The sequence below is a fragment of the Allobosea sp. 47.2.35 genome, assembly GCF_024655635.1.
GTDB lineage: Bacteria > Pseudomonadota > Alphaproteobacteria > Rhizobiales > Beijerinckiaceae > Allobosea.
Genome location: NZ_JANLGI010000007.1, coordinates 1 through 26,494, shown reverse-complemented (window position 1 = coordinate 26,494; position 26,494 = coordinate 1). Strand labels below are relative to the sequence as shown.

Annotated in this window: 24 protein-coding genes; 2 read left to right on the top strand and 22 right to left on the bottom strand. The window is 67.4% G+C overall.

Annotated elements, in window-relative coordinates; translation table 11 throughout:
- Positions 1-106 precede the first annotated feature (106 nt).
- The 4 genes from infB to rimP are packed head-to-tail and all read right to left on the bottom strand — an operon-like array spanning position 107 to position 5,923.
- Positions 107-2,929, bottom strand: a complete 2,823-nt coding sequence (gene infB / locus NUV79_RS10725; protein WP_257733076.1) for a translation initiation factor IF-2 — start codon at positions 2,927-2,929, stop codon at positions 107-109.
- Positions 2,926-3,615 carry an RNA-binding protein gene (locus NUV79_RS10720; protein ID WP_257733075.1) on the bottom strand — a complete coding sequence of 230 codons (690 nt, stop codon included), beginning with the start codon at positions 3,613-3,615 and terminating at the stop codon, positions 2,926-2,928. The genes infB and NUV79_RS10720 overlap by 4 nt, the downstream gene beginning before the upstream one ends.
- 14 nt (positions 3,616-3,629) lie before the next feature.
- Positions 3,630-5,222: a transcription termination factor NusA gene (gene nusA, locus NUV79_RS10715; protein WP_257733074.1), complete on the bottom strand. Its 1,593-nt coding sequence runs from the start codon at positions 5,220-5,222 to the stop codon at positions 3,630-3,632.
- 5 nt (positions 5,223-5,227) lie between these two features.
- Positions 5,228-5,923 (bottom strand): ribosome maturation factor RimP, encoded by a 696-nt coding sequence (rimP, locus tag NUV79_RS10710; protein WP_257733073.1) that lies wholly within the window; start codon positions 5,921-5,923, stop codon positions 5,228-5,230.
- Positions 5,924-6,143: 220 nt separating this feature from the next.
- Here rimP and NUV79_RS10705 point away from each other — a divergent pair, with 220 nt between their 5' ends.
- A complete protein-coding gene (locus tag NUV79_RS10705; protein ID WP_257733072.1) occupies positions 6,144-7,232 on the top strand; it encodes a DUF2336 domain-containing protein in 1,089 nt (362 codons plus the stop codon).
- Here the strand turns inward: NUV79_RS10705 and trmB are convergent.
- From trmB to hslV, 18 genes are all read right to left on the bottom strand, one after another.
- Positions 7,207-7,896: a tRNA (guanine(46)-N(7))-methyltransferase TrmB gene (gene trmB / locus NUV79_RS10700; protein WP_257733071.1), complete on the bottom strand. Its 690-nt coding sequence runs from the start codon at positions 7,894-7,896 to the stop codon at positions 7,207-7,209. The two genes, NUV79_RS10705 and trmB, sit on opposite strands and share 26 nt — an antisense overlap.
- Before the next feature lie 110 nt (positions 7,897-8,006).
- Complete coding sequence (gene metK / locus NUV79_RS10695) at positions 8,007-9,212, bottom strand: methionine adenosyltransferase (protein WP_257733070.1); 1,206 nt, start codon at positions 9,210-9,212, stop codon at positions 8,007-8,009.
- Positions 9,213-9,368: 156 nt separating this feature from the next.
- A complete protein-coding gene (locus tag NUV79_RS10690; protein WP_257733069.1) occupies positions 9,369-9,782 on the bottom strand; it encodes a helix-turn-helix domain-containing protein in 414 nt (137 codons plus the stop codon).
- Positions 9,783-9,908: 126 nt separating this feature from the next.
- The gene (lnt, locus tag NUV79_RS10685; RefSeq protein ID WP_257733068.1) at positions 9,909-11,504 is read right to left on the bottom strand and encodes an apolipoprotein N-acyltransferase; all 1,596 of its coding nucleotides are present in this window, start codon (positions 11,502-11,504) and stop codon (positions 9,909-9,911) included.
- Positions 11,504-12,493 (bottom strand): hemolysin family protein, encoded by a 990-nt coding sequence (locus NUV79_RS10680; RefSeq protein ID WP_257733067.1) that lies wholly within the window; start codon positions 12,491-12,493, stop codon positions 11,504-11,506. Before NUV79_RS10680 ends, lnt begins: the two co-directional genes overlap by 1 nt.
- Positions 12,494-12,505: 12 nt before the next feature.
- A complete protein-coding gene (gene ybeY, locus NUV79_RS10675) occupies positions 12,506-13,078 on the bottom strand; it encodes an rRNA maturation RNase YbeY (RefSeq protein WP_257733066.1) in 573 nt (190 codons plus the stop codon).
- The gene (locus tag NUV79_RS10670; RefSeq protein WP_257733270.1) at positions 13,075-14,181 is read right to left on the bottom strand and encodes a PhoH family protein; all 1,107 of its coding nucleotides are present in this window, start codon (positions 14,179-14,181) and stop codon (positions 13,075-13,077) included. Before NUV79_RS10670 ends, ybeY begins: the two co-directional genes overlap by 4 nt.
- A gap of 249 nt (positions 14,182-14,430) precedes the next feature.
- Positions 14,431-15,801, bottom strand: coding sequence for a tRNA (N6-isopentenyl adenosine(37)-C2)-methylthiotransferase MiaB (miaB, locus tag NUV79_RS10665; protein ID WP_257733065.1), 1,371 nt, complete (start codon positions 15,799-15,801; stop codon positions 14,431-14,433).
- A gap of 106 nt (positions 15,802-15,907) precedes the next feature.
- Complete coding sequence (locus tag NUV79_RS10660; protein WP_257733064.1) at positions 15,908-16,708, bottom strand: lysophospholipid acyltransferase family protein; 801 nt, start codon at positions 16,706-16,708, stop codon at positions 15,908-15,910.
- A gap of 81 nt (positions 16,709-16,789) precedes the next feature.
- Positions 16,790-17,269, bottom strand: a complete 480-nt coding sequence (locus NUV79_RS10655; RefSeq protein ID WP_257733063.1) for a GNAT family N-acetyltransferase — start codon at positions 17,267-17,269, stop codon at positions 16,790-16,792.
- Positions 17,270-17,340: 71 nt separating this feature from the next.
- Positions 17,341-18,027 carry a tRNA (adenosine(37)-N6)-threonylcarbamoyltransferase complex dimerization subunit type 1 TsaB gene (gene tsaB / locus NUV79_RS10650; protein WP_257733062.1) on the bottom strand — a complete coding sequence of 229 codons (687 nt, stop codon included), beginning with the start codon at positions 18,025-18,027 and terminating at the stop codon, positions 17,341-17,343.
- 55 nt (positions 18,028-18,082) lie between these two features.
- On the bottom strand, positions 18,083-18,643 hold the full coding sequence (locus NUV79_RS10645) for a NifU family protein (protein ID WP_257733061.1): 561 nt from the start codon (positions 18,641-18,643) through the stop codon (positions 18,083-18,085).
- A 103-nt stretch (positions 18,644-18,746) separates the two neighbouring features.
- Complete coding sequence (locus NUV79_RS10640) at positions 18,747-19,241, bottom strand: universal stress protein (RefSeq protein ID WP_257733060.1); 495 nt, start codon at positions 19,239-19,241, stop codon at positions 18,747-18,749.
- A 340-nt stretch (positions 19,242-19,581) separates the two neighbouring features.
- The gene (gene trpS, locus NUV79_RS10635) at positions 19,582-20,631 is read right to left on the bottom strand and encodes a tryptophan--tRNA ligase (protein ID WP_257733059.1); all 1,050 of its coding nucleotides are present in this window, start codon (positions 20,629-20,631) and stop codon (positions 19,582-19,584) included.
- 46 nt (positions 20,632-20,677) lie between these two features.
- The gene (murJ, locus tag NUV79_RS10630) at positions 20,678-22,249 is read right to left on the bottom strand and encodes a murein biosynthesis integral membrane protein MurJ (protein ID WP_257733058.1); all 1,572 of its coding nucleotides are present in this window, start codon (positions 22,247-22,249) and stop codon (positions 20,678-20,680) included.
- The gene (gene hslU / locus NUV79_RS10625) at positions 22,249-23,559 is read right to left on the bottom strand and encodes an ATP-dependent protease ATPase subunit HslU (RefSeq protein ID WP_257733057.1); all 1,311 of its coding nucleotides are present in this window, start codon (positions 23,557-23,559) and stop codon (positions 22,249-22,251) included. The genes murJ and hslU overlap by 1 nt, the downstream gene beginning before the upstream one ends.
- Positions 23,556-24,098: an acetyltransferase gene (locus tag NUV79_RS10620; protein WP_257733056.1), complete on the bottom strand. Its 543-nt coding sequence runs from the start codon at positions 24,096-24,098 to the stop codon at positions 23,556-23,558. The genes hslU and NUV79_RS10620 overlap by 4 nt, the downstream gene beginning before the upstream one ends.
- Positions 24,095-24,664, bottom strand: coding sequence for an ATP-dependent protease subunit HslV (gene hslV, locus NUV79_RS10615; RefSeq protein ID WP_308218181.1), 570 nt, complete (start codon positions 24,662-24,664; stop codon positions 24,095-24,097). The genes NUV79_RS10620 and hslV overlap by 4 nt, the downstream gene beginning before the upstream one ends.
- A gap of 362 nt (positions 24,665-25,026) precedes the next feature.
- Here hslV and NUV79_RS10610 point away from each other — a divergent pair.
- Positions 25,027-26,494: methyl-accepting chemotaxis protein (locus tag NUV79_RS10610; protein ID WP_257733055.1), on the top strand; the 1,468-nt coding region annotated here is incomplete at its 3' end.

Here is a 26,494-nt window from a genome sequence, read left to right as displayed (position 1 = left end):
GGCCCGCCGTCTCTTCAAAGATGAGGCGCTGGACGCGCTCTTCTCGTCACGAGATGGCCGGACACCAAGGCCCGGCCATGACGCGCTGTTTCAGGAAGCGCAGCCTTTAGAGGCTGCGCTTGATCTCTTCGACGCGATAGCACTCGATCACGTCGCCGGCACGCATGTCCTGGTAGTTCTCGAAGGCCATGCCGCATTCCTGGCCGGCCACGACTTCCTTGGCATCGTCCTTGAAGCGCTTGAGCTGGCCGAGCTTGCCCTCGTGAACCACGACGTTGTCGCGGATCAGGCGGACATTGGCGCCACGCTCGATCGTGCCATCGGTGACGCGGCAGCCGGCGATCTTGCCGACCTTCGAGACGTTGAAGATCTCGAGGATCGTCGCGTTGCCGAGCATGGTCTCGCGCAGAGTCGGCGCCAGCAGGCCCGACATCGCATCCTTCACGTCATCCATGAGGTTATAGATGATGTTGTAATAGCGGATCTCGACGCCGGCCCGGTCGGCCGCCTCGCGCGCTTCCTTGTGGGCGCGCACGTTGAAGCCGACGACCACCGCGCCCGAAGCCTGGGCGAGTGTGACATCCGACTCGGTGATGGCGCCGACGCCCGAGGACAGCACGCGGGCACGAACCTCTTCGTTGCCGACTTTTTCAAGCGCGCCGACAATGGCTTCGACCGAGCCCTGCACGTCGCCCTTGACGACGAGCGGGAACTCCTTGCGGCCGGCGCCTTCCTTGAGCTCGCGCATCATCTCGGCGAGCGAGCGGCCGGCGCCCGAAGCCGCGCCACGCGCGGCGAGGCGGTCGCGACGCTGACGCTCGCGGTAATCGGTGATCTCGCGGGCGCGGGCCTCGGACTCGACGACCGCGACGCGGTCACCAGCCTCGGGCGTGCCGTTGAAGCCGAGAACCTCGACCGGCATGGAGGGCGGAGCCTCCTTCACCTGCGCGCCGGTATCGGCGATCAGGGCGCGGACGCGGCCCCATTCGGCGCCTGCCACGACGATGTCGCCAGTGCGCAGCGTGCCACGCTGGACGAGCACGGTCGCGACCGGGCCGCGGCCACGATCGAGCTTGGCCTCGATGACCGTGCCTTCGGCGGCGCGATCGGGGTTAGCCTTGAGGTCGAGCAGTTCAGCTTGAAGCGAGATCGCCTCGAGCAGCTTGTCGAGGTTGTGGCCGGTCTTGGCGGAAACCTCGACTTCGAGCGTCTCGCCGCCCAGCGTCTCAACCTGAATCTCGTACTGCAGCAACTCGGCGCGAACGCGATCCGGATTGGCGTCGGACTTGTCGACCTTGTTGATCGCGACGATCAGCGGCACGCCGGCCGCCTTGGCGTGATGGATCGCCTCGGCCGTCTGCGGCATGACGCCGTCATCGGCCGCCACGACCAGCACGACGATATCCGTCACCTTGGCGCCGCGGGCGCGCATGGCGGTGAAGGCGGCGTGGCCTGGGGTGTCGATGAAGGTCACTTCCGAGCCCAGCGGGGTCGTCACCTGATAGGCGCCGATATGCTGGGTGATGCCGCCGGCCTCGCCGGTGACGACCTTGGTCTTGCGGATCGCATCGAGCAACGAGGTCTTGCCGTGGTCGACATGGCCCATGATGGTCACGACGGCCGGCCGCGACTCCAGGGTCTCGTCGGTGTCCGGCGTGTCGAACAGGCCTTCCTCGACGTCGGATTCGGCGACGCGCTTGACAGTGTGGCCCATTTCCTCGGCGATGAGCTGCGCGGTATCGGCATCGATCACGTCGGTGATCTTGTGCATCGCGCCCTGCTTCATCAGCAGGCGGATGACATCGACGCCGCGCTCCGTCATGCGGTTCGCGAGTTCCTGGATGGTGATCGTCTCGGGGATGATCACCTCGCGCATCACGCGCTCTTTCTGCGCGTCGGAAGCCCGGTGGCCGGTCATGCGCTGCACGCGCCGGCGGAACGAGGCGACCGAGCGTGTCCGCTCGTCGTCGCCGCCGGTGGCGGTGGCGAGCGTCAGGCGGCCGCGGGGCTTGTCGTTGCTGGTCTTCGGGGTCTTGGGCGCGGCGGGAGCCGGGCCACGGCCGGGGCCGGCGCTCAGGCCGGGACGGCGGAAGGCGGCCTTGACGTCGACATCATCCGAGCGATTGCGGGTGGTGTTGGCCGAAGGCGCCTGACGCGCCGGACGCGCGACCGCCGGCTCGGACGGAGCCGTGGTGTCGAGACGCGGCGGGCGCGGCGAATCGGAGCGCGGCGGGCGGCTGTCGAGACGCGGCGGGCGGGCGCCGGTGTCGCGCATCGGCGGGCGCGAGGTGAACTCGCGCGGGCCGGACGGGGCCGGACGGCCGTAATACTGGGTCGGCTGCGGCGCCGGAGCCTGGGGCGCAGGCGCGGCTTCGCGTGCCTGCGGCGGCGGAGCGGCCGGGCGGGCCGGCTGCTCGTCGCGCTGGCGCGCGGCCATCTCGACCCGGCGCTTCTGGTCGTCTTCCTGACGGCGGCGCTCTTCCTCCTGCCGCTGACGGGCGGCGGCGGCTTCGCGCTCCTGGCGCTCGCGCTCGACGGCGGCAGCACGCTGGCGCGCCTCGTCCTCGGCGATGCGGCGGGCTTCGGCCTCGCTGCTGCGGGCTTCCGAAAGGGCGCGCTGACGGGCGTCCTTCTCCTCGTCGGAGAGGGTGCGCAGCAGCATGCTGCCGGCGGGACGCTGGGGCGGCTGCGGAGCGGCGGGGCGCGGCGGGGTCGCCTGCGGAGCCGGGGCCTGCGGCGCACGCGGCGCGACGGGCTCCTTGACCTCATGCCCGGCGGCGCGGCGCTTGACCTCGACGACGACCTGCTTCGTGCGCCCATGCGAGAAGCTCTGGCGAACAGTGCTCTGCTCGACAGGCCGCTTCAGCGACAGGGTCTTGGGCGGGTTGACGGAGAGTGTCTTGTCGCCCGGGTTCTTGGTATCGGTCATTCCGCGTTCGGTCCTGCCGGTTCGGTCGTGTCTTCGGTGTCGTTCTGGTCGGATGCGGCGGTATCGTCCGTCCGATACCGGACGAGCCGACGCCAGCGGGAGAGCACACCCTCGGCCGCCGGTCCCGGAGCAAGCGCGGCATGTATCACATGTGCCCGCCCCAACGCCAATTCCAAATCCGCCGCCGCGAAAATCGTGACGACGGGCAGTTCACGGGCCTTGAGCCCTTCGGCCTCGCGCGCGGCGCCAAGCCGCCTGACGGCCTGGCCGATCTTGCGCTTGCCATCCTCGGCGCCGTCGCTGGCGGCGATGACGCCGACGCAGCGGCCTGAGCCGATCAGGGCTTCGACCTTGGCGAAGCCAGCGATCACGAGCCCCGCCTTGTTGGCCATCGACAGCGCCTGCAGCGCATCGCGCAGCATCAGCGCATCGATCATCTCCGGAAGGTCTGCGGGAACCGCGACCTTCGCCTTGAGCGAACGCTCGAAGGCCTTGCGCTTGATCGCCTCGGCCACCGTCTTGCGGCTGAGGCTCGCCCAGACACCACGTCCGGGCAATTTCCGGCGCAGATCTGGCACCAAGGTGCCGTCCGGCCCAGCGACGAAGCGGATCAGATCGTCAGGCGCCTTCGCGGCCCGCGTCACGACGCAGCTCCGCTCCGGTCCGTCCTTCTGAGCCGCCTTCACCGCGACGATCCCGCTCAGGCCTCGGCCGCCTCGTCGGCTTCCGCTTCAGGCTCCTCGGCCGGCGCCTCGACCCAGCCGGCATGAATGCGGGCGGCCATGATGATCGCTTCCGCGTCCTGGCGCGACAGGTCGAACCCGTCGAGATAGCCGGCGTGACGGGTGGTTTCGCCGTCCTTGCGCTCGGTCCAGCCGACGAGATCGTCCGTGGCGCAGCCCGCGAGATCCTCGACGGTCTTCACATCGTTCTCGCCGAGCGCGACCATCATGGAAGTGGTGACGCCATCGACCTCGCGCAAGGCGTCCTCGACGCCGAGCGCCCTACGCTTCTCGTCCAGCTCCGCCTCGACGGCAGCGAGATGCTCCTGGGCGCGGCTCTGGATCTCGCCGGCGGTGTCCTCGTCGAAGCCCTCGATCGAGGCGAGCTCGGAGAGATCGACATAAGCGAGCTCCTCGACATTGCGGAAGCCTTCCGAAGCCAGCAGCTGGCCGACCGTCTCGTCGACGTTCAGCGCGTTCATGAACAGGTCCGTGCGCTGCACGAATTCCTTCTGGCGGCGCTCGGACTCCTCCTGCTCGGTCAGGATGTCGATGTCCCAGCCGGTGAGCTGCGAGGCGAGGCGGACGTTCTGGCCGCGACGGCCGATGGCGAGCGAGAGCTGCTCGTCGGGCACCACGACCTCGATCTTGTCGGCTTCCTCATCGAGCACGACCTTGGCGACCTCGGCCGGCTGCAGGGCGTTGACGACGAAGGTCGCGACATCAGGCGACCACGGGATGATGTCGATCTTCTCGCCCTGGAGCTCGCCGACGACGGCCTGCACGCGCGAACCACGCATACCGACGCAGGCGCCGACCGGGTCGATCGAGGAATCGCGCGAGATCACGGCGATCTTGGCGCGCGAGCCGGGATCGCGGGCGACGGCCTTCACCTCGACGATGCCGTCATAGATCTCCGGCACTTCCTGGCCGAAGAGCTTGGCCATGAACTGCGGATGGGTGCGCGACAGGAAGATCTGCGGGCCGCGCGGCTCGCGGCGCACGTCGTAGACATAGGCACGGGCCCGGTCCCCGACCTTGAAGGTCTCGCGCGGGATCATCTCGTCGCGGCGGATGATGGCTTCGCCACGGCCGAGATCGACGAAGACATTGCCGTATTCGACGCGCTTGACCGCGCCGTTGACGATCTCGCCGATGCGATCCTTGTACTCGTCGTACTGACGGTCGCGCTCGGCCTCGCGCACCTTCTGGACGATGACCTGCTTGGCCGACTGGGCGGCGATGCGGCCGAAATCGAAGGGCGGCAGCGGATCGGCGATGACGTCCCCTGCTTGCGCAGCAGGATTATGGCGCTTGGCCTCGTCGACGGTGATCTCGATCGCCGGGTTCTCGACGGTGTCGACGACCTGGAGATGGCGGGCGAGGCGCAGTTCGCCGGTCTTGGTGTTGATCTCGGCATGGACGTCCGTCTCGATGCCGTAGCGCGAGCGGGCGGCCTTGGCGATGGCGTCCTGCATGGCATCGACGACGATCTGACGATCGATCGACTTCTCGCGGGCGACCGCGTCGGCGATCTGCAGCAGTTCGAGCCGGTTGGCGCTGACGACCATGACGCTCACTCCTCTTCGTTATTGTCTTGCGGGTCCGTCTTGCCGGCCTTCTTCGGCCGCGGTCCCAGTGATTTTCCTCGGCCCTTCTTCGGGCCGGCGATGTCTTCGGCGGGGGGCATTTCCGGCGGCAGGCCGGACTTGCCGCGGCGCAGCGCCTCGGTGATGAGCGCATCGGTCAGCACGAGGCGGGCCTCGGCGATCGCCCGCATCGGAATCGCGACGTCACGCTCTTCCTCGCTCTTGGCGTCGTCGCGCATCAGCAGTGCGTCCTGGCCGGCGACACCGCGCAGGATACCACGAAAGCGCTTGCGGCCGGCGACCGGCTCGCTGGTATCGATCTTGGTGAGGTGACCGGCCCAGCGCTCGAAATCGCTGGCGCGCACCAGCGGCCGGTCGATGCCCGGCGACGACACTTCGAGATGATAGGCCGCCTGGATGGGGTCGTCGACGTCGAGCGTCGGCGAGACCGCCTGGCTGATCTCCTCGCAACCCTCGACATTCATCGTGCCGTCCGGCCGCTCGGCCATGATCTGCACGGTGCAGCCGTTCTGGCCGGTGACGCGCACGCGCACCAAGCGGTAGCCGAGATCGACGATCGCCGGCTCGATGATCACGGCGACACGCGCCGCGACGCCGCTCTCGACGACGAGGCGGGGTTCATGATCGGGTGCCGCTGTCGGCGCGTGGGTGGGTTCGCTCATGGCCTGAGACCGTTCCGTCTGCCTCCGGCGGGTCGCGGCCAATAAAAAAGAGCGGGCCGGTGGGCCCGCTCTTGATCATCGGCGTTAACCGATACCAGAGCTGTTGGCCGCTATTTAGTCCGCATCGCCCCGATATGCAAGCTCGGTTGCGGCGGCGCTAACCCGATGGTCATCCTTCGCGTGGCAGATTACGCAACGGGATACCGGTTGAGGACTTGGTATGAGTGCGGTCGGCTCGCTGCTGCGAGATCTCGAATCCACGATGCTGCGCGGCTCGAGCGACGAGCGCGCCGACATCCTGTCGCGGCTGACGGACCTGTTCCTGGCCACCGCCGTCCATATGGACGAGGAGCAGGTCGGCGTCTTCGACGTGGTGATCGGGCGCCTGTCGCGCGCGATCGAACTGCGCGCACGCGTCGAATTGTCGGAGCGGATCGCGCCGGTGCCGAACGCGCCGAGCGGCGTCGTCCGCCAGCTCGCGCTCGACGAGATCGCCGTGGCGCGCGCCGTGCTGGTGCAGTCGCCGCGCCTGAACGACCAGGATCTCGTCGCGGTCTCCGCAGCCAAGGGGCGCGACCACATGCTGGCGATCACCGAGCGGCCCGAGCTCGGTGAACCCGTCACCGATTTCCTGATCCTGCGTGGTGGCCGCGTCGTCACCCATGCGGTCGCCGCCAACCAGACGGCGCGTTTCTCCCGCCATGGCATGGGCGTGCTGGTGATGCGGGCGGCACAGGACGATGCGCTGCAGGCGACGCTGGGCTTGCGGCGCGACATCCCGGCCGAGCTCGTCGCCCAGCTTATGACCGCCGCGAAGAACTCGGCCCGGCGCCGGCTCAGCGAGAGCCTCGAACCGACGCTTGCCGGCGATGTCGACAGCGCGGTCGAGCGTGGGGCGGATGCCATCACCGCCGGCGGCCAGATGCCGGGAGAGCTCGGCGCGATCAGCGCTGCGCTCGTCAATATTCGCGAGCTCAACGAGGCCGGCCTGCTCGACGAGGCCAAGGTCCGTGCCTATGCCCAGGAGGGCGCGACCGAACATGCGATCTGCGGCGTGGCCGTGCTGGCGCAGCTCGGCCTGCCGGCGAGCGAGCAGATCATCCTCGGCAGCGACCGCGAGGCCGTGCTGCTGGTGGCGCGCGCGCTCGGCTGGTCGTGGGAGACCACGGCGGCGCTGATCTCGCTGCGCAAGGATTTCGGCAAGTCGCAGGCGGCGGTCGACCGCGCCCGCGAGAGCTTCCGCACCCTCGCCCAGGGCACCGCGCAGCGCGTGCTCGGCTTCCTCAGGATGCGCGACGCAAAGCCGTGAGATAGCTGGAGATGCGCCCCTCGCGGACCGCCTTCGCCTCGTAGCGGGTGCGGATCCAGCCGGGATAAGGCGTGCGCCAGTCGCCCGGACGCTCGTCGGTCCAGTCGAAATCCGGCGAGGCCATCAGACGCGACAGCGTCCAGCCGATATAGTCGTCGATATCGCTGGCGAAGCGGAAGCGCCCGCCAGCCCTGAGCGCCCTGGCGAAGAGGCCGAGCGTATGCTCGGAGACGAAGCGGCGCTTGCGCTGGCGGCGCTTCGGCCAGGGATCGGGATAGAGCAGATCGATCGCGTCGAGGCTGCCGGCCGGAAAGCGCGGCAGCAACAACGCCGCATCGTCGTCCCAGACGCGGATATTGGTCAGGCCCTCGCGCTGGGCCACCGCCAGGAACTTGGCCATGCCGTTGATGAAGGGCTCGACGCCGATGAAGCCGATCTGCGGACTCTCGCGCATCCGCATCAGGAGATGCTCGCCGCCGCCGAAGCCTATCTCCAGCCGGACAGCCTCGACTGGTCCCGGGAACAGGGCCTTGAGATCGGCGATCTCGCCCTCCGGCAGGCGCAGGCGCGGCAGGGTGTGCTCCATCAGATGGCTCTGGCCGTCGCGCAGCGCCTTGCCCTTGCGGCGGCCATAGAAGGCGCGGTCGTTGTCGTGTTCGATCATGGCCCCGCCTTGGCTGCTCGACAGGCGGACATCAAGTCCCTCGATGCCACAGCCCAAACAAAAAACCGGGGCTCGCGCCCCGGTTTGATCGTCCGATCGTGCCTGAAGGATCAGGCGACGGCCTTCTTCAGCGCGTCGACCAGGTCGGTCTTCTCCCAGGAGAAGGAGCCGTCACGGCCGGCCTTGCGGCCGAAATGGCCGTAGGCCGAGGTCTTGGCATAGATCGGCTTGTTGAGGCCGAGATGGTTGCGGATGCCATTCGGCGAGAGATCGACCAGCTTGCCCAGCACGTCCTCGAGCTTGGCCTCGTCGACCTTGCCGGTGCCGTGCAGATCGACATAGATCGACAGCGGCTTGGCGACGCCGATGGCGTAGGAGAGCTGGATCGTGGCGCGGTCGGCGAGCTTGGCCGCGACGACGTTCTTGGCGAGGTAGCGCGCCGCGTAAGCCGCCGAACGGTCGACCTTGGTCGGGTCCTTGCCCGAGAAGGCGCCGCCGCCATGCGGGGCCGCACCGCCATAGGTGTCGACGATGATCTTGCGGCCGGTGAGGCCGGCATCACCGTCCGGGCCGCCGATCACGAACTTGCCGGTCGGGTTGATGTGCCAGACCGTGTCCTTGGAGATCCAGCCATCCGGCAGCGCCTGGCGGATATAGGGCTCGACGATCTTGCGGACATCCGCCGAGGTCAGCGTCTCGTCGAGGTGCTGGGTGGAGAGCACGATCTGAGTGACGCCGACCGGCTTGCCGTTCTCGTACTTGACGGTGACCTGGCTCTTGGCGTCCGGGCCGAGCTTGGCGGCGTCGCCCTCGCCCTTCTTGCGGGCGAGCGTCAGGGTCTCGAGGATCTTGTGAGCATAGTAGATCGGGGCGGGCAGCAGCTCGGGGGTCTCGCGGCTGGCATAGCCGAACATGATGCCCTGGTCGCCGGCGCCGACGTCCTTGTTGCCGGACTCGTCCACGCCCACGGCGATATCCGCGGATTGCGGATGCAGCAGCACGTCGATCTTGCACTTCTTCCAATGGAAGCCGTCCTGCTCGTAGCCGATCGCCTTGATCGCCTTGCGGGCGGCCGACTTGACCTTGCTCTTCATCGCCTTCTCGTCGAGCGAGGTGCGAACCTCGCCGGCGATGACGACGCGATTGGTCGTCGCCAGCGTCTCGCAGGCGACGCGGACCTTGCTCGCATCCATGCCCGCCTTGGCCGCTTCCTTGAAGAAGAGATCGACGATCTCATCGGAGATACGGTCGCAGACCTTGTCGGGATGCCCCTCCGAGACGGACTCGCTGGTGAACAGGTAATTCTGGCGTGACACGGTCGGGGATTCCCTGAATCGGCACATGGAAAAGGCCGGCGCAGCGACGCCAGCCAAACGAAGGGCCCGTCATTGCAGCGGACGCGTTCGCCGTCAAGCGCTAAAATCCGCTTATCGGGAAGATCGTTCGTCACATCGAACGAAATGAGCGCGAAATTACGCCGTTCCAGCGTCTTCCTCTGCCAGGGCCTCGACGAGATCGATGATCCGGCGGCGCACGCGACCGCTCTTGATCCGCGTGAAGGCCTTGGTCAGCTGCACGCCTTCGCTGGTGGCGAGGAATTCGGAGATATAGGTCGTCGCGGCGGAATCGGCGAAGCCGAGTTCCGGCATGTCCCCGGTCGGCGCACCGTCGAAGAAGAAGGAGACAGGCACGTCGAGCATCTTGGCGATCTGCTGCAGGCGGCTCGCGCTGATGCGGTTCGAGCCCTTCTCGTATTTCTGGACCTGCTGGAAGGTCAGCCCGAGCGCTTCTCCGAGCTTCTCCTGGCTGACGCCCGCGAGCATCCGACGCATGCGAACGCGACTACCGACGTGCTTATCGATCGGATTCGGGACCTTCTTGATCATGATTCACCCTGCTTAGGCATCAGTGTCATGACCAGGAGCCGCCATCCTGGTCGGCGCGGTAATCGTCCCTTTATTATAGGCGCCGCAGCTAATCCACCCTCCAGCGCGAAAAAGTTCCAATTGGGATCATTCTCGAACCCTAAACCGGGAAAGTGCAAGAAAAATAAGCACAAGCCCAGCAAAGAGGCTATCGCCCAACCGGGCGTAGGGCGTGACGGGACCAGCGCGCGGCAGCCCCGAATCGAGCACGCCTTCGACACCGAGCGGCAGGCTCGCGATCGTCCGTCCATAGGCGTCGACCACGGCCGAAATGCCGGTATTGGCGACGCGCACCAACGGCAAGCCTTCCTCGATGCTGCGCAACCGCGACTGAGCGAAATGCTGGTAGGGGCCGCTGGTCTGGCCGAACCAGCCATCATTGGTCAGGTTCAGGAAGAAGCCGGCGCGAGGGCCGCGCGCGGCGACCTCGCCCGGGAACACCGCCTCGTAGCAGATCAGCGGCGCCGCCGTCGGAAGACCCTTGATTGCAAGCGGCGTTCGTACGTTTCCCGACGCAAACCCGCCGGGTATCGAGACAAATTCCGACAGGCCGACACCGCGGATCAGCGCATCGAGGAATGGCGGCAGATACTCGCCGAAGGGAACGAGATGGACCTTGTCGTAGCTGGCGACGATGACGCCCTCGTCATTGACCACCTGGATCGCATTGTAGATCGGCGGCCGGCTTTCGCCGGGCAGCGTCTCGCCGGCCCGCGCCGCGCCGGTGATCAGCGTCACGTCGGGCGGCAGCACGGTCCCGATGCGCGACAGGGCGCCGGGCGTGCGGCCGAGCAGGAAGGGAAAGGCCGATTCCGGCCAGATCAGATGCGTGACGTTCTGAAGGCCGGGCGTGGTCGGGCTGGTCGCCCGGTCGCTCAGGGCGAGGTAGCCGTTCAGGATCGCCTCGCCGTTGCGGCCATTGAACTTGGCATCCTGCGGCAGATTGGGCTGCATCAGCCGCAGCTTCACCCCGGCCACGAGCGGCGCGGGAGCGGACGGCACGCGCCAGTACCCGAAAGCGAAGAGGCCGGCCAATGCGGCGAGCGCCAGAAGCGGCGGCAGGCGGCGCCCGGCCGGGGTCTCCGCGGTTCCAAGCACCGCCGGAGCCGCGCCGATCGCCACGGCGAACAGGGTCAGGCCATAGAGCCCGATCAGCGACGCAGCCTGCGCAAGATGAATTTCGCCCGCCAGCATCATGCCATAGACGTTCCAGGGGAAGCCGGTCAGGACATGGCCGCGCAGCCATTCGCTGAGCGCCAGCATCGCGGCAAGCACGAGGATGCGCCCGGCGCCCTTGGGCCAGGCCAGGCGGGCGAAGCCGAAGGCGAAGGCCGGGAAGACGGCGAGAAAGGCCGGCAAGGCGACAACGCCGAGCGGCATCGCCCAGGCGAATTTGTCGGCCTCGACGAGAAAGGCGGCGCCGAGCCACCAGAGGCCGGCGAGGAAGAAGCCGAAACCCCACCACCAGCCGACGGCGAAAGCAGCCCGGAACCGGCGCCAGAGACTGGTGCCGACGGCGCCGTCGATCAGCCAGACCGCGACGGTCATCGGTACGACGATAACAGGCCAGAGGTCGAGCGGCGGCAAGGCGAGAGCGCCGCTCGCGCCAGCGAAAAGCGCGATCAGGCGCTTCCGCCAGCCCCAGCCCAGGATGACGGCTTCCGCGACGCCGGAGAGCCCCATCAACCCGGCTCCATCGCCGGTTCTTCGGCCTCAGGTTCGCTGCGACAATGGATGGTCAGGCGCTTCACGCGGCGCTGATCGGAATCGAGGATCTCGAAGCTGAGCCCGTCCGGCCCCCTCACCGTCTCTCCCAGTGCGGGAACGCGGCCCGCAAGCGTGACGATCAGCCCGCCCAGTGTATCGATGTCGTCGGCGATCTCGTTGCCCGAGAGATCGACGCCTGTCGCGATCTTGAGCTCGGCCAGCGTCGCGCGGGCATCCGCCGTGAAGCGGTTCTCGCCGGCCGGGACGATCGGCGTTTCCTCGAGATCATGCTCGTCCTCGATATCGCCGACGACGATCTCGATCAGGTCCTCGATCGAGACGAGGCCGTCGGTGCCGCCATATTCGTCGATGACGAGCGCGATATGGGTGCGGGTCGACTGCATCCGGACGAGCAGGTCGACCGCCGGCATCGAGGGCGGCACGTAGAGGACGGGTCGCAGCAGCTTGGTCTCGGACAGGCGCGTCGAAAGATCGACGGCGGACAGCGTGTGCGGAATCGCGAGCTTGCCGTTCTCGTCCGGCGGCCCGTTTTCTCCGGGGCGGGCCTTCTCGGCGATATATTCGAGGAAGTCGCGGATATGAACCATGCCGCGGGGGTCATCGAGCGTATCGTCGAAGACGGGCAGGCGCGAATGGCCGGCGGTGCGGAAATGCGCGAGCAACTCGTCCAGCGTCGCCTCGGCCGGGACGGCGACGATATCGGCGCGCGGGATCATGACATCGCCGACACGGCGCTCGCGCAGGCTCAGCACATTGGTGAGCATCGCGCGTTCCTGGGCGGACAGGTCGGCGAGTTCGCCGTTCTCCTCGGCCAGGGCCTCGACGATCTCCTCGCGGGCGGTGCCGCCGCCGCGCAGGCCGAGCCGGTCAAGGAACTGGCCGAGCCAGTGGCCGAGGCCACGGCCGGCGGTTTCGGTCTGGGATTGTCGACTGTCGTCGCTCATGATCGTGGGGGCTTACACGGAAGAAGGAACGGGCGCCGTGACGAGCTCGGCACCGGCATAGGGATCGGCCACGCCGAGGCGGGCAAGAGCTTCGACTTCGAGCGCTTCCATGCGGCGCGCCTCGGCCTCTGTCTCGTGATCCTCGCCGAGGAGATGAAGCAGGCCGTGAATCGCGAGATGGCGCAGATGGTCCGTCACGCTCTTGGATTCGGCCTCCGCCTCGCGCAGTACCGTCTCATAGGCGATGACGATGTCGCCCAGCAGCGGGCTCTGCGCGATGCGCTCCGGCGGCGCGGCCGGAAAGGAGAGCACGTTCGTCGCCTTGTCGAAGCCGCGCCAGTCGCGATTGACGATGCGGATGCGCTTGTCGTCGGTGAGCAGCAGGCTGAGCTCGGCGCCGGGCATGGGCTTGCGCGGGGCCACCGCGATCCCGGCTTCCAGCGCCTCGTTCAACAAGGCGCGCAGGCCCGGCAGCTTGCCGAGCTCATGCCAGCGGCGGGACTGCGCCCTGACGTCGAGATGGATCTCCGGAGACGTCTTCTCGGGTGGCGGCGCCAAGCGCCGCCCGCGAGGTCGATCCTTCATCGCGGCCGCTCCCGCGCCAACATCCGCTTCAGCCCTTCGCTGTCGCCTTCCCGGTTGAGATCCGGGGGCGCCTCGGGATTGCGCAAGCGCTCTTCCCGTTCCGCACGCTCATGGCGCGCAGCGCTCTCATAGGCCATGACGATGCGTCGCACCAGATCATGCCGGACGACGTCGCCCTCCTCGAAGCGGGCATAGCCGACGCCTTCGACATCCTTGAGCAGCTTGACGGCCTCGATCAGGCCCGAGCGCTGGCCCGGTGGCAGGTCGATCTGCGAGGGATCGCCGGTGATGATCATGCGCGAGCCCTCGCCCAGGCGGGTGAGGAACATCTTCATCTGCATCGAGGTGGTGTTCTGGGCCTCGTCGAGCAGCACCACGGCATTGGAGAGGGTGCGCCCGCGCATAAAGGCGAGCGGCGCGATCTCGATCATGCCGGTCTGCAGGCCGCGCTCGACATGGCGCGCCTCCATGAAGTCGTTCAGCGCGTCATAGATCGGGCGCAGATAGGGATCGACCTTCTCGCGCATGTCGCCGGGCAGGAAGCCGAGGCGCTCGCCGGCTTCGACGGCCGGGCGCGACAGGATCATGCGCTCGACCACGCCCTGCTCGATCAGCGAGACGGCGTGGCCGACCGCAAGCCAGGTCTTGCCGGTGCCGGCCGGGCCTTCGGCAAGCACCAGTTCGTGGCGCTTGAGCTGGCGCAGATAGGCATCCTGCGCCGCGTTGCGCGCCCGGACCGGCCCGCGCTTGCGGGTCACGACCGCGTCAAAGGAGGTCTTGCCGGCATCGGCGGTCGGGAAGAGCGAGCGCTGCACGTTGCTTTCCTCGATCGCGCCATCGACCTCGCCGAGCGTGACCGGCGCGCCGGCCTTGGCACGGGCATAGAGCGTCTTCAGCACGCGCCCGGCCTGCTCGGCCGTCTCGCGGGCGCCCTTCACCGTGACGTGGTTGCCGTTGGGGCTGACCACGACGCCGAGCCGGCGCTCGAGATGGGCGAGGTTCTGATCGTACTGGCCGAAAACCAGGCTCGCGAGCCGGTTGTCGTCGAAGGAGAGCACGACCTCCGTCGCCGAAAGCCCTTCACGGACCGCGCTTTCGCGCACGCCGCCCTCGGGGCGGGCGGGCGCGAGATCGCGCCGCGGGTTCCGATCGGGTCTTTGCGTCGAATCAGCCTGTGCCAAATGCGTCGCCTCGCTTCAGGTCCGAGAGCCGGATGATCCGGTTCCGGTACCTATTCCAGCCGGGCAGGAGCGCCCGGCCGGGTCGTCTCGCAGCATAACCGGACGCAACAATCTCAGCCTGATGACAGGCCGGCGCCCGTCCCTGGCAAATGGTGATGAGCCCGGGCGCGCTCAAGCGGCCAGCCCCTTTCCATCGGTCTCTCCGGCTTCCACCAGCCGGCCGAACAGGGAATTCGTGCTCGTCTTCTCGATCACCACCCGCACGATGTCGCCGATCTGATTCGCGTCGCTCTCGATCTGCACAGCCTGCAGATAGGGCGACTTGCCGGCAAGCTGTCCCGGATAGCGTCCCGCTCTTTCCAGGAGGACATCCACCGTCCGTCCGACCATGGCCCGGTTGAAGGCCTGCCGGTGATGCTCGATGCGCTCCTGCAAACGGTAGAGCCGCTCCTTCATCAGTTCGCGCGGAACCTGCGCGTCGAGATCGGCCGCCGGCGTGCCGGGGCGCGGCGAATAGTTGAAGGAATAGCTGGACGCGAAGCCGATCTCGTCGACGAGACGGATCGTATCCTCGAAATCGGCATCGGTTTCGCCGGGGAAGCCGACGATGAAATCCGAGGAGAGTGCGATATCGGGCCGGGCGTCGCGGATGCGCGCGATCAGGCGGCGGTATTCGTCGCCAGTATGCTTGCGGTTCATCGCGGCGAGGATGCGGTCCGAACCCGCCTGCACCGGTAGGTGCAGGAAAGGCATGACCTGCGGCAGGTCGCGATGGGCGGCGATGAGGTCGTCGTCCATGTCGCGGGGATGGCTGGTGGTATAGCGGATGCGGGCGATGCCCGGCACCGCGGCGACCCGGTGCATCAGGCGCGCCAGGCTCCAGACCGCGCCGTCCGGCCCCTCGCCATGATAGGCGTTGACGTTCTGGCCGATCAGGGTGACGTCGCGCACGCCGGCCTCGGCGAGGCGCTCGACCTCGGCCATGATCTGCGCGACCGGCCGCGAGAACTCGGCGCCGCGCGTATAGGGCACGACGCAGAAGGCGCAGAACTTGTCACAGCCTTCCTGCACGGTGACGAAGGCCGAGACGCCGCGCGCCAGGATCGCCTGACGCTTCGGCGCCGGCAGGAAGCCGAACTTGTCCTCGACCGGCAGATCGGTATCGACGACGCGGCGCTTGCCCGCCTCGGCCAGCAATTCGGGCAGGCGGTGATAGGCCTGCGGCCCGACCACGAGATCGACGGCAGGCTGGCGACGCTGGATCTCGCCGCCCTCAGCCTGGGCAACGCAGCCCGCCACGACGATCTTCGTCTCCTGGCCTTCGGCGCCTTGCGCCTTCTTGATGTCGCGGAGCTTGCCGAGCTCGGTATAGACCTTCTGCACCGCGCGGTCGCGGATATGGCAGGTGTTGAGCAGGATGAGGTCCGCACCCTCCGGCGTCGCCGTCTCCTCATAGCCCTGATGGCTCAGGATATCGGCCATGCGCTGCCCGTCATAGACGTTCATCTGGCAGCCGAAAGACTTGATATGGACTTTCTTCATCGGTGCGGATCGGGTCTCCAAAGCGCATTCTTTACTGCGGATCGGGCGCCTTGGGAACGGCCGCAGGGCGCAAGGGCAAGATAAGCAAGCGGCGGACCAACCGGTGTCACGCCTCCGCGCGGCCGGTGACAGCCCGCTGGCGGGCCTTGCGGACGGATGCTTCGGCCAGCCGCGCCGCTTCCTTGCGCGAGGTCTTTCGACCCATCACGATCGGCTCGCCCCAGACCAGTTCGACATCGACCGCGCCGCATTCCAGCACATGCTTGAGATGCGGCCAGAGTTCGGTATCGCCATACCAGGCCAGGGACGCGCGCCCGCCGCGCCCGCCCGGAAGGCCCTGCCAGCCGGTATAGGTGAGGGTCAGCGGATAGACCGTCACATCCGCCGTGGCATCGCCCATCGCCTGATGCGCGGCGCCGAGCAGGGAGGAGCGGAAAGGCAGGATGCGCGTGCCGTCGCCGGTCGTGCCTTCGGCGAAGAGCACGACCTCCTCGCCATTGGCGATGCGCGCGCCCATGGTGGCGGCCATGCCGGCGGTCGCACTGCGGCGCTGCCGGTCGATGTAGAGCGTGCGCTGTAGATTGGCGAGGAAGCCGACCACCGGCCATTCGCCGACCTCGCTCTTGGCGACGAAGGCGAGCTCGCGCTCGGCGCCGATCACGCCGATATCGAGCCAGGAGACGTGGTTGGCGACGATCAGCGCCCCGGTTCCGGCCGGTGGCGGAGCACCCTGGACCTTTCGCCGAACGCCGAGGCACCAGCAGGTCAGGCGGTGGAAGCGCAGCGGCAAGGCCCCTCGCCGCGAGGGCATGACTCGCATGACGACCAGCTGGGCGAGGACGAGCCCGAGCGTACCCGTGCACAGCATCACCAGCCGGGCGAGCGCGCCAATGCGGAGTCCGTTCATGCGCAGGCGGGTCCGGTCATCGGCGAAGCGGCGATCTCGTGGAAACTGGAGTGCCGTCAATGGCGCGATTGCGCCGGCTTGTCACGCAAGATCGAGCCGCATCGCGATCGCGGTCGCGCGCGTCCCATCGGGCTTGGGGTAATAGCCCTTGCGCCGGCCTACCTCGCGGAAACCGAAATGGCGGTAGAGCCGCTCTGCCGGCAGGTTGCCCTCCTCGACTTCGAGAAAGACCTGCGCGGCGCCCTCTTCGGCCAGACGGGCAAGATGTGCGGCGAGCAGGGCGCGGCCGAAACCATCGCGGCGACGGGCGGGCGCGACGACGATGCTCAGGATCTCCGCCTCGTCGGCGGCCTTGCGGGAGATGACGAAGCCTTCGGGATGCCTGCCGCCGCCGCTGAAGACGCCGTCCGTCATGACCGCGGGATCGGCGATCAACGCCGCGCACTCGGCAGGCTCCCAGCCACGGGCGAAGCCGCCATGATGATGCAGGGTCGCGACATCGAGCGCGTGCCCGGCATCGAGCCGCATCGTCCGCAGCGGGACCGAATCAGCGTGAAGCAATCTGCGCAGCCAAGCCATGCCTCCTGTTCGCACAGATTGACGCAACGGCAACCACCATTTGGAGGATGCGCTCACCGGCGCGGCAGGCGGGCTTTGTCCTGCGGCGTCGTCTCGGGCGCCTTCAGGTAGAGCGGGCGGGGCGGCGCGCTTTCGGGATCGGCGATGAAGCCGAGCCGGGCGACCCAGGCGATATCGGGCGCCTTGGCATCGTCGATCACCAGCGCGTCGAGGCCGATCGCCCAGGCTTCGTTGGCGACGGCCAGAGCCGACGAGCCGACGAGGCTGACGGGGCCGGCGCCGATGGCGCGGGCCGCATCGCGATAGCTGACCTGCCGGAGCGAGACCAGCGGCTTGCCTTCGGCCGTCAGGGCCTGGAACCAGACCTGCCCGTGCTTGGCGTCGAGCGCAGCGGCGATGACGCGGCCCGACTCGCGCCCGATCAGGGGCGCGGCACAGGCCGCGACGGTGGTGACGCCGACCGCCGGGATGCCGGCCGCGAAGGCGATGGCGCGGGCCGCGCTGACGCCGACACGCAGGCCGGTATAGCTGCCGGGGCCGACGGTGACGGCGACGCGGGAGAGCGAGCCGAAGCCGCCCTCGACATCCTTCATGACCCGCTCGACCAGCGGCATCAGCGCCTCGGCATGGCCGCGATCCATGGCGACCTGCTCGACCGCCAGCGGCTTCACCATGTCGGCGGTGTCCATCACGCAGGCCGAGCAGGCACCAAGCGCGGTATCGATCGCGAGAATGCGCATCAGGATGTCATTCCGCGAAAGGCCCGGCTCATCGTCACCAACGGTTCCGTTTCGCTCAGATGGCTTCGACTTCGCGCACATCCGGCAGGAAGTGGCGCAGCAGGTTCTGGATGCCGTGCTTCAGCGTCGCGGTCGAGGAGGGGCAGCCCGAGCAGGAGCCCTTCATCGCCAGATAGACTGTGCCGTCGCGATAGCCGCGGAAGGTGATGTCGCCACCATCGCCGGCCACCGCCGGGCGGATGCGGGTTTCGAGCAGGTCCTTGATCGTCTCGACGGTCTGCGCATCGGCGGGATCGAAGAACTCGCCCTCCTCGATCACGTCGGCGGCCGAGCCGGCAGCCAGGACCGGGGCGCCCGACATGAAATGCTCCATGATCGCGCCGAGGATCGCGGGCTTCAGATGCGGCCATTCACCGTCCGACTTGGTGACGGTGATGAAATCGGAGCCGAGGAAGACACCGGAGACGCCGGAGACGCCGAACAGGCGCTGCGCCAGCGGCGAGCGCTCGGCGTCGATGACGTCGCGCAGGTCGAGCGTGCCGTCGGGCATGACCGCGCGGCCGGGAAGAAACTTGAGGGTCGCCGGATTCGGCGTCGCTTCGGTCTGGATGAACATGGGCTTGCCTCCGGTACCGGCGATTCAAGGTCGCCGTTCCTGGCTCCGATATAGGCTGCCGGCTGGAATCATTCCAGCGGCATGGACGCGCAGGCCGCCATCTTCAGGCGAGGGCGTCGATTTCCTCATCCTCCAGATGGCCCGGCACGATGGCGACGGGGATCGGGAAGCTCGCCGAGGACTTGCCGGCAAGCGCCGAGACCAGCGGGCCCGGCCCCTTGCTGCTCGTACCAGCCGCCAGCACGAGCAGCGAGATATCCTCGTCCTCCTCGATCAGCTTGACGAGCTCGTCGGCCTTGTTGCCGACGCGCACGACCATCTCGGGTTCGAGCCCGGCCAGCGCACGCACCGCCGCGGCAGCGCCTTCAAGGCGCTTTTCGGCCTCGGCCTCGGCTTCGGCCTGCATCACTTCGCCGACACCGAGCCAGGTCTCGTGCTCGGGCGGGGTCGCGACGCCGAGCAGAACGATCGCCGCGCCGACACGGGCGCAGCGACGCGCGGCGAAGCGAATCGCCTTGCCGCATTCCTCGCTGCCGTCGACCACGGCGAGGAATTTCGGGCGATGGCCCGTCTCGTAGGACCGCCGTCTCTTGACCATGAACTGTCCTGCCGCCGCTTCAGGGACGGGCATGGTGGCCTGCGCCGGTACCCCGGCGCAAGTGCACCCAGGGTCTGCCCTCGCTATGGGCACTATTTTGATCGAACCAAAACGGTCGAGAGCAAGGAGGAGCCCGCCGCCCGATACCCGAGGTATCGGGCAAGGGACCGACACAGCTATCGCCCGTTTTGGTTCGACCCCGAAGGGGCGCGGGCATTTTGGGCGGCTGGTGCGTCGCGCGGCCTTGCAAACCGGGCGGTTTGCTGCGGCCACGCTCCTGCCCGCCGACCAAAAATGCCCAGCGTCAAAACAGCGCCCATAGCGAGGGCAGACCCTTACGTCACCGACTCCGGACGAAGCCCACGATGTCCTTGACCTCGCGCATGATCGGCGCGGCGATCGCATCGGCCCGATCGGCGCCCGCGCCGAGGATATCGTCGATATGCTTGGGGTCCGCCAGCAGGCGGCGCATCTCGCCGGCGATGGGCGCGAGCTTCTCGACCGCGAGATCGACCAGCGCCGCCTTGAAGCCGGAAAACTGGCTGCCGCCGAACTGCTTGAGCACGGCATCCTTCGACGCTCCCGAGAGACCGGCATAGATGCCGACGAGGTTCTCCGCCTCCGGACGGCCCTCAAGGCCCTTCTCCTCGGAGGGCAACGCCTCCGGATCGGTCTTGGCCTTGCGGATCTTCTGGGCGATCGCCTCGGCATCATCGGTCAGGTTGATGCGCGAATAGTCGGAGGCATCCGATTTCGACATCTTCTTGGTGCCGTCGCGCAGGCTCATCACGCGCGGCGCCGGGCCCTGGATCATCGGCTCGGGCAGCGGGAAGAAGCCGAGCTCGCCGGTGCCGAGGCCGCGTTCGGCGATCTGAGCCCCGAAATCGTTGTTGAACTTCTGGGCGATGTCGCGGGTCAACTCCAGATGCTGCTTCTGGTCCTCGCCGACGGGCACATGCGTCGCCTTGTAGAGCAGGATGTCGGCCGCCATCAGGTTCGGATAGGCATAGAGGCCCACCGAGGCGTTCTCGCGGTCCTTGCCGGCCTTTTCCTTGAACTGGGTCATGCGGTTGAGCCAGCCAAGGCGGGCGACGCAGTTGAACACCCAGGCGAGCTCGGCATGGCCGTGCACCTGGCTCTGGTTGAAGATGATGCTGCGCTTGGGATCGACGCCGGCCGCGATATAGGCGGCCGTGACCTCGCGGATGGCACGCTTCAGGTCGGCCGGGTCCTGCCACATCGTGATCGCGTGCATGTCGACGACGCAATAGATGCATTCATGCGTATCCTGCATCGCGACCCAGTTGGTCAGCGCGCCCAGATAATTGCCGAGATGCAGCGTCGAAGTCGGCTGCATGCCTGAGAATACGCGCTGATGAAAACCCGACATGGGGCACTCCGTCGTCACGATGGAGAAGGGAAGCGGCGCTTCTGGCTCAACCCCGCCGCTTGCGCAAGGGGAGAGCGCCGAAGGCCCCTAGCGCCCAGCCCGCGGCGCCGTAGCTCGCGAGCCCCGCAAGGCAGAGCAGTCCGAGCGCTCCGACCCGGTGCAAGGCCGGCTGATCGGAGGCCAAAGGCCCGTTCAGCAGTCTGAGCAGCAGTTCCAGCACAGCCAGCATGACTGCGCTGGCGCCGAGGCTGGCGGCGATCGGCCGCAAGGCAATGAGGCTCGGGCGCCAGATGCCGTCCCGCAGCAGCATTCCGCCGAGCAGGCAGGCCTGCGCAACGAAGGCGCAGGTCGCCGCAAGCGCAGCCACCCCGGCAGCATTGCTCTCGTCCGCCAGGCAGAAGCCGATGATGGCGGCGATCAGCACCGCGAGGCCGCCGGAGATCAAAGGCAGGCGCGGCGCACGACGGACGAAATAGACCTGTCCGAAGACTTTTGCGGCGATGGCAAAGGGCAGGCCGTAACCGAAGGCGGCAAGCGCCGCCGCCGTGCGATCGCGATCGGCGGCATCGAAGCGGCCATGCTCGAACAGCACGGAAACAATCGGCTCAGCCAGCGCGACCAGCGCGGTAGCGGCGGGCAATGCCAGCGCGAGGCCCAGCGCCAGCGCCTGACCGAGCATGACGTCAGGGCCTTCCCGGTCTGCAGCCAGCGCCATGTCGGAGAGCACGACGGTGCCCATCGCGACGCCGACGAAACCGAGCGGGAGCTGGAAGACGCGATCGGCATAATAGAGCGCGGCGACGGCGCCCGGGCCGGTCGAGGCGATCTGCGTCGCCACCAGCAGGACGAGCTGCGCGGCGGAAGCCGCGAGCAGGGTGGCTCCACCGGTGCGGACGAGCCGGGTCATGTCCGGCGACCAGCGCAGGCGCGGCCGCGGCAGACCGGGGCCGCGCAGTGCCAGCAAGATCATGACGAGATGAGCGAGGCCGGTCAGGCTGGTGCAGAGCGCGAGCCAGCGCGCGCCCGTTTCCGGCGGCGCGCCCTTCGCGTGCAGCAGCAGCAGCACGACGAGCAGGATCGCGTTCATCAGGGCCGGGGCCAAGGCCGCGACGGCAAAGCGCTTCTCGGCATTGAGCAACGCGGCCAGCATGGCAGCCAGCGTGGTCAGGAACAGGAAGGGCAGCATCAATCGCGTGTAAGACGCCGCCAGCGCCAGGGTTTCGGGCGCATCGGCGAAGCCGCCGGCCAGGCCGAGCACGAGCCAGGGCGCGAACAGCTCACCAAATCCAACGAGCACCAGCAGCAACAGGCCGATCTGCCCGGCCCCCTCGCCAGCAAAGCCGCGTGCCGCCGCTTCGCCACGCTCGCCCTTGATGGAGAGATAGAGCGGCACGAAGGGCGCATTGAGGCCGCCCTCGCCGAGCACGCGCCGGACGAGATTGGGCAGGCGCAAAGCCGCGAGGAAAGCATCGGCCACCGGCCCGCCGCCAAGCAGCCGCGCGATCAGAACGTCACGGGCAAAGCCGAGCAGGCGCGAGGCGATCGTGGCCGCGCCGACGACCGCGGAATCGCGGGCCAGACGGGAGGATTCCGGCGTCGATGCCGCCGGCTTCTCCATCAGAGAATGAACCGGCTCAGGTCGGCATTCTTGGCGAGATCGCCGATGCGGGCCTCGACATAGGCCGCATCGATCGTCACGACCTCACCGGAACGATCCGGCGCCGTGAACGAAATCTCGTCCAGAATGCGTTCGATCACCGTCTGGAGCCGGCGGGCGCCGATGTTCTCGACCGTGGAATTCACCTCGACGGCGATGCGGGCGATGGCGTCGATCGCGTCCGGCGTGAAGGTCACGCTGACCTCCTCGGTCGCCATCAGCGCCACCGACTGCTTGATCAGGCTCGCTTCCGTCTCGGTCAGGATGCGCTTGAAATCCTCGATGTCGAGCGGGTTGAGCTCGACGCGGATCGGCAGGCGGCCCTGCAATTCCGGCAGCAAATCGGAGGGGCGCGAGACGTGGAAGGCGCCTGATGCGATGAAGAGGATATGGTCGCTCTTCACGGCGCCGTGCTTGGTCGCGACGGTGGTGCCTTCGATCAGCGGCAGCAGGTCACGCTGCACGCCTTCGCGCGAGACATCGGCGCCGCCCTTGCCCTCGCGGGCGCAGATCTTGTCGATCTCGTCGAGGAAGACGATGCCGTTCTCCTCGACCTCGCGGATCGCAGCCTGGATGATCGCATCCTGGTCGATGAGCTTGTCGCTCTCCTCGGCCAGCAGCGGCTGATAGGCGTCCTTGACCAGGACGCGCTTGGGCTTGCCCTTCTGGCCGAAGGCCTTGCCGAGCATGTCGGAAAGGTTGATCGCGCCGATCGAGGCGCCGGGCATGCCGGGAACCTCGAACATCGGCGCGGAGGCGCCACTGCCTGCCGCCACCTCGACCTCGATCTCCTTGTCGTCGAGCTCGTTGTTGCGCAGCTTGCGACGGAAGGAATCGCGCGTCGCCTGGCTGGAATTGGCGCCGACGAGGGCATCGAGCACGCGTTCCTCGGCCGCGACATGGGCCTTGGCCTGGACATCCTTGCGCCGGCTCTCGCGCACCAGCGCGATCGCCACCTCAAGAAGATCGCGCACGATCGACTCGACGTCGCGGCCGACATAGCCGACCTCGGTGAACTTCGTCGCCTCGACCTTGAGGAAGGGCGCATTGGCGAGCTTCGCAAGGCGTCGCGCGATCTCGGTCTTGCCGCAGCCGGTCGGCCCGATCATCAGGATGTTCTTCGGCGAGACCTCCTCGCGCAGCGGCCCTTCGAGCTGCTGGCGGCGCCAGCGGTTGCGGAGCGCAATAGCGACGGCGCGCTTGGCGTCCTTCTGGCCGACGATGAAACGGTCGAGCTCCGAGACGATCTCGCGGGGGGAAAAAGAAGTCATGATGCTGGCTTGTCCGAATGAAACTGCATGATGAGAGCGGCATCAGTGCCGCTCGTGACCTCCGGCATCGGCCGGAAGCCAGCCTTGCGATAGGCCGCGACCGCACGTCCGTTGCCGGGGTCGGGATCGATGACGATGGTGCGATAGCCCTGAGACCAGAGCTGCTCGCAGAAGCGGCGCAGCACAGCCGAGCCGATACCCTGACCAAGCCGGTCGCCATCGGCCAATGACAGATCCACGCCGACCGCCGTGGCCGGCACCTGCATCAGCCAGGGATTGTCATCCGCCCATTCGGGTCGTTGATGCGGCGCGACATGCCAAAACTGGATATAGCCGGCAGGCCTGTCCGTCACTGCGAACAGAAACGGCCTGCAGGTCAGATCGCGCCCCTCGACCATGTCTCGGATATAGCCGAGCTCGGTCTCCGGCTCGCCCCACCATTCCTGCCAATGGGGGCGGCGTAGCCACTCGGCCAGCAGCGCATAATCGCCCCGCTCGACCGGCTGAAAGGCGATTTCGCCGTGATCGCGCTGCGTCACGCCGCCTCCAGCGTCTCGATGACGAGCGAGTGGTTGGTGTAGACGCAGATGTCGCCGGCGATCTTCATCGCCTTGCGCACGATCGCCTCGGCATCGGGCTCGACATCGATCAGGGCGCGTGCCGCCGAGAGCGCGTAATTGCCGCCGGAGCCGATCGCCATCACAGCGCCATGCTCGCTGGCTTCCGGCTCCAGCACGTCGCCGGTGCCGGAGATCAAAAGCGAGACCTCCTTGTCGGCGACGAGCAGCATCGCCTCCAGCCGGCGCAGATAGCGGTCGGTGCGCCAGTCCTTGGCGAGCTCGACGCAGGCGCGCAGCAACTGGGTCGGGTATTGCTCCAGCTTCTTCTCCAGGCGTTCGAACAGGGTGAAGGCATCGGCAGTGGCACCGGCGAAGCCCGCGATCACCTGCCCCTTGGCGAGACGGCGGACCTTGCGGGCATTGCCCTTCATGATGGTCTGGCCGAGCGAAACCTGGCCGTCGCCGCCGATGACGACGCGCCCGCCCTTGCGCACCATGAGGATGGTGGTGGCGTGCATCACGGGGGTGGTGCTGTTTTCAGACATGAGATGGCCAACCGGAGGTCGAGACAGGGCAGCGGATGCTGCCAAACATGTTCAGGAGAGGCCGCACTATCAAGGGGGGCGCCAGCATGCCACTTGTGAAGGGTATAGTGAAATACACAACCTGCGCTTGAATGACCATATTCACTTGCAGTTGAATTTCAGCTTTCGTGGCATATGCGAAGCCATATCAGCGATAAGCTCCACCACATGCACGCGAGTCCTTGGCCTCTGCCGTAGAGCATCCGCAGCAGAATTCGGGATTGCCTTAATGATAAACTTTTAAGCAGTTTTTTATCATTAACGCCCAAAGGTCAGGGTTTAGATCGGCTTCCATCGTCGGGAAGCCGCCTCGGGGCGTCATCATGAAATCAATCCGGCTGAAAATCCTCGCCATGCTGGCCATCGTCGCCGGCGGCGCCATCCTGTCGGCGATCATCAGTATCTATGGCCTGCAAAAGGCGGACGACTTGAATTCGCGCTCCCAGATGCAGGGCAATGTCGCGTTGCTTACCCAGCGCATCAACGGCGTCGTCACCGCCGTGGTGATGGAATCGCGCGGCGTCTACATGGCGAAAACGCCGCAGGAAATGCAGGCATACGGCAAGGGCATTGAGGACCGTCTCCCGACACTGCGCAAGTTCACCGCCGACCTTCAGAAGGCCGCTCCGGCGGAAGAGCGTGAAACGGTCGGGAAAATCGCCAAGGCCGTCGAGGAATTCATCACGTTCCGGGCCGAAACTGCTCGGCTCGGCCGCGAGGTTTCCGCCGCAGCCGCGAATGAGCAGGGCAATAACGAAGCCAATCGCGCCAATCGTAAGGCCCTCAACGACCTGTTGATCGGCTTCAGCCAGCGCATTGAGCAGGCCGGTATCGCAGTCGGCGATGAAGCCACAGTCTTCTCTCAGCAGATCCAGTGGCTGATGCCGCTCGTGCTGCTCACGACGCTGCTGGTTTCGGTCGGCGTCGCGCTCGTGTTCGCGCAGCGCTCGATCACCAAGCCGATCCTCGACCTCAGCCAGGTCATGGAGAAGCTCACCGCAGGCGATACCAGCGTCAACGTCCCTCATTCCAACCGTCCGGACGAGATCGGCGCCATGGCGCGCGCGGTCTCCGTGCTGCGCCAGAGCACCGAGCAGGTCGCCTTGCTGCAGGAGCAGGAACGCGCTGCCGCCGCAGCGCGCCTTGCCCGGGCGCAGTCGATGGAAGCGGTGGTCTCCGATGTCGGCGAAGTCGTCGCCGCCGCTGCGGCCGGCGATTTCTCGGCACGGCTCCAGATCGAGGATGCCGACGAGCAGATGCAGCGGCTGGTGGCCGGCATCAACGAGATCAACGCGGTTGTTGACGGCGCGACGACGGAGTTCGCGGAGATCCTGCAGGGGATCGCGGGTGGCGACCTGACCAACCGGGTCGAGACGGCCTATCGCGGCCGCTTCGCCGATCTCAAGGGCGCGATCAACGAGACGGTTGACCGCCTCTCGGACACGGTGGCGACGATCCAGACGACCTCGGCCGATGTCGGGCTGGCGGCGCGCGAGATCAACATGGGCGCCGACGACCTGTCGAAGCGCACCGAGGAACAGGCCTCCTCGCTGGAGGAGACCGCGGCCACGACCGAGGAGCTCGCCGCTTCCGTCAAGGCCTCGGCCCAGGCCTCGAAGGATGCCGCGCGCATCGCCGACGAGGCGATGCAGGCGGCGCAGTCGGGCGGCGCCATCGCCGGCCAGGCGGTCGACGCCATGGCCCGCATCGAGACCGCCTCGCAGAAGATCTCCGACATCATCCGCGTGATCGACGACATCGCCTTCCAGACCAACCTGCTCGCGCTCAACG

What these genes read in the sequence shown, in the direction of transcription:
- infB (WP_257733076.1), bottom strand. Translation starts at nt 2,929, where the DNA reads ATGACCGATACCAAGAACCCGGGCGACAAGACACTCTCCGTCAACCCG.
- nusA (WP_257733074.1), bottom strand. Translation starts at nt 5,222, where the DNA reads ATGGTCGTCAGCGCCAACCGGCTCGAACTGCTGCAGATCGCCGACGCG.
- rimP (WP_257733073.1), bottom strand. Translation starts at nt 5,923, where the DNA reads ATGAGCGAACCCACCCACGCGCCGACAGCGGCACCCGATCATGAACCC.
- NUV79_RS10705 (WP_257733072.1), top strand. Translation starts at nt 6,144, where the DNA reads ATGAGTGCGGTCGGCTCGCTGCTGCGAGATCTCGAATCCACGATGCTG.
- trmB (WP_257733071.1), bottom strand. Translation starts at nt 7,896, where the DNA reads ATGATCGAACACGACAACGACCGCGCCTTCTATGGCCGCCGCAAGGGC.
- NUV79_RS10690 (WP_257733069.1), bottom strand. Translation starts at nt 9,782, where the DNA reads ATGATCAAGAAGGTCCCGAATCCGATCGATAAGCACGTCGGTAGTCGC.
- lnt (WP_257733068.1), bottom strand. Translation starts at nt 11,504, where the DNA reads ATGGGGCTCTCCGGCGTCGCGGAAGCCGTCATCCTGGGCTGGGGCTGG.
- NUV79_RS10680 (WP_257733067.1), bottom strand. Translation starts at nt 12,493, where the DNA reads ATGAGCGACGACAGTCGACAATCCCAGACCGAAACCGCCGGCCGTGGC.
- ybeY (WP_257733066.1), bottom strand. Translation starts at nt 13,078, where the DNA reads ATGAAGGATCGACCTCGCGGGCGGCGCTTGGCGCCGCCACCCGAGAAG.
- miaB (WP_257733065.1), bottom strand. Translation starts at nt 15,801, where the DNA reads ATGAAGAAAGTCCATATCAAGTCTTTCGGCTGCCAGATGAACGTCTAT.
- NUV79_RS10660 (WP_257733064.1), bottom strand. Translation starts at nt 16,708, where the DNA reads ATGAACGGACTCCGCATTGGCGCGCTCGCCCGGCTGGTGATGCTGTGC.
- tsaB (WP_257733062.1), bottom strand. Translation starts at nt 18,027, where the DNA reads ATGCGCATTCTCGCGATCGATACCGCGCTTGGTGCCTGCTCGGCCTGC.
- NUV79_RS10645 (WP_257733061.1), bottom strand. Translation starts at nt 18,643, where the DNA reads ATGTTCATCCAGACCGAAGCGACGCCGAATCCGGCGACCCTCAAGTTT.
- NUV79_RS10640 (WP_257733060.1), bottom strand. Translation starts at nt 19,241, where the DNA reads ATGGTCAAGAGACGGCGGTCCTACGAGACGGGCCATCGCCCGAAATTC.
- trpS (WP_257733059.1), bottom strand. Translation starts at nt 20,631, where the DNA reads ATGTCGGGTTTTCATCAGCGCGTATTCTCAGGCATGCAGCCGACTTCG.
- murJ (WP_257733058.1), bottom strand. Translation starts at nt 22,249, where the DNA reads ATGGAGAAGCCGGCGGCATCGACGCCGGAATCCTCCCGTCTGGCCCGC.
- hslU (WP_257733057.1), bottom strand. Translation starts at nt 23,559, where the DNA reads ATGACTTCTTTTTCCCCCCGCGAGATCGTCTCGGAGCTCGACCGTTTC.
- hslV (WP_308218181.1), bottom strand. Translation starts at nt 24,664, where the DNA reads ATGTCTGAAAACAGCACCACCCCCGTGATGCACGCCACCACCATCCTC.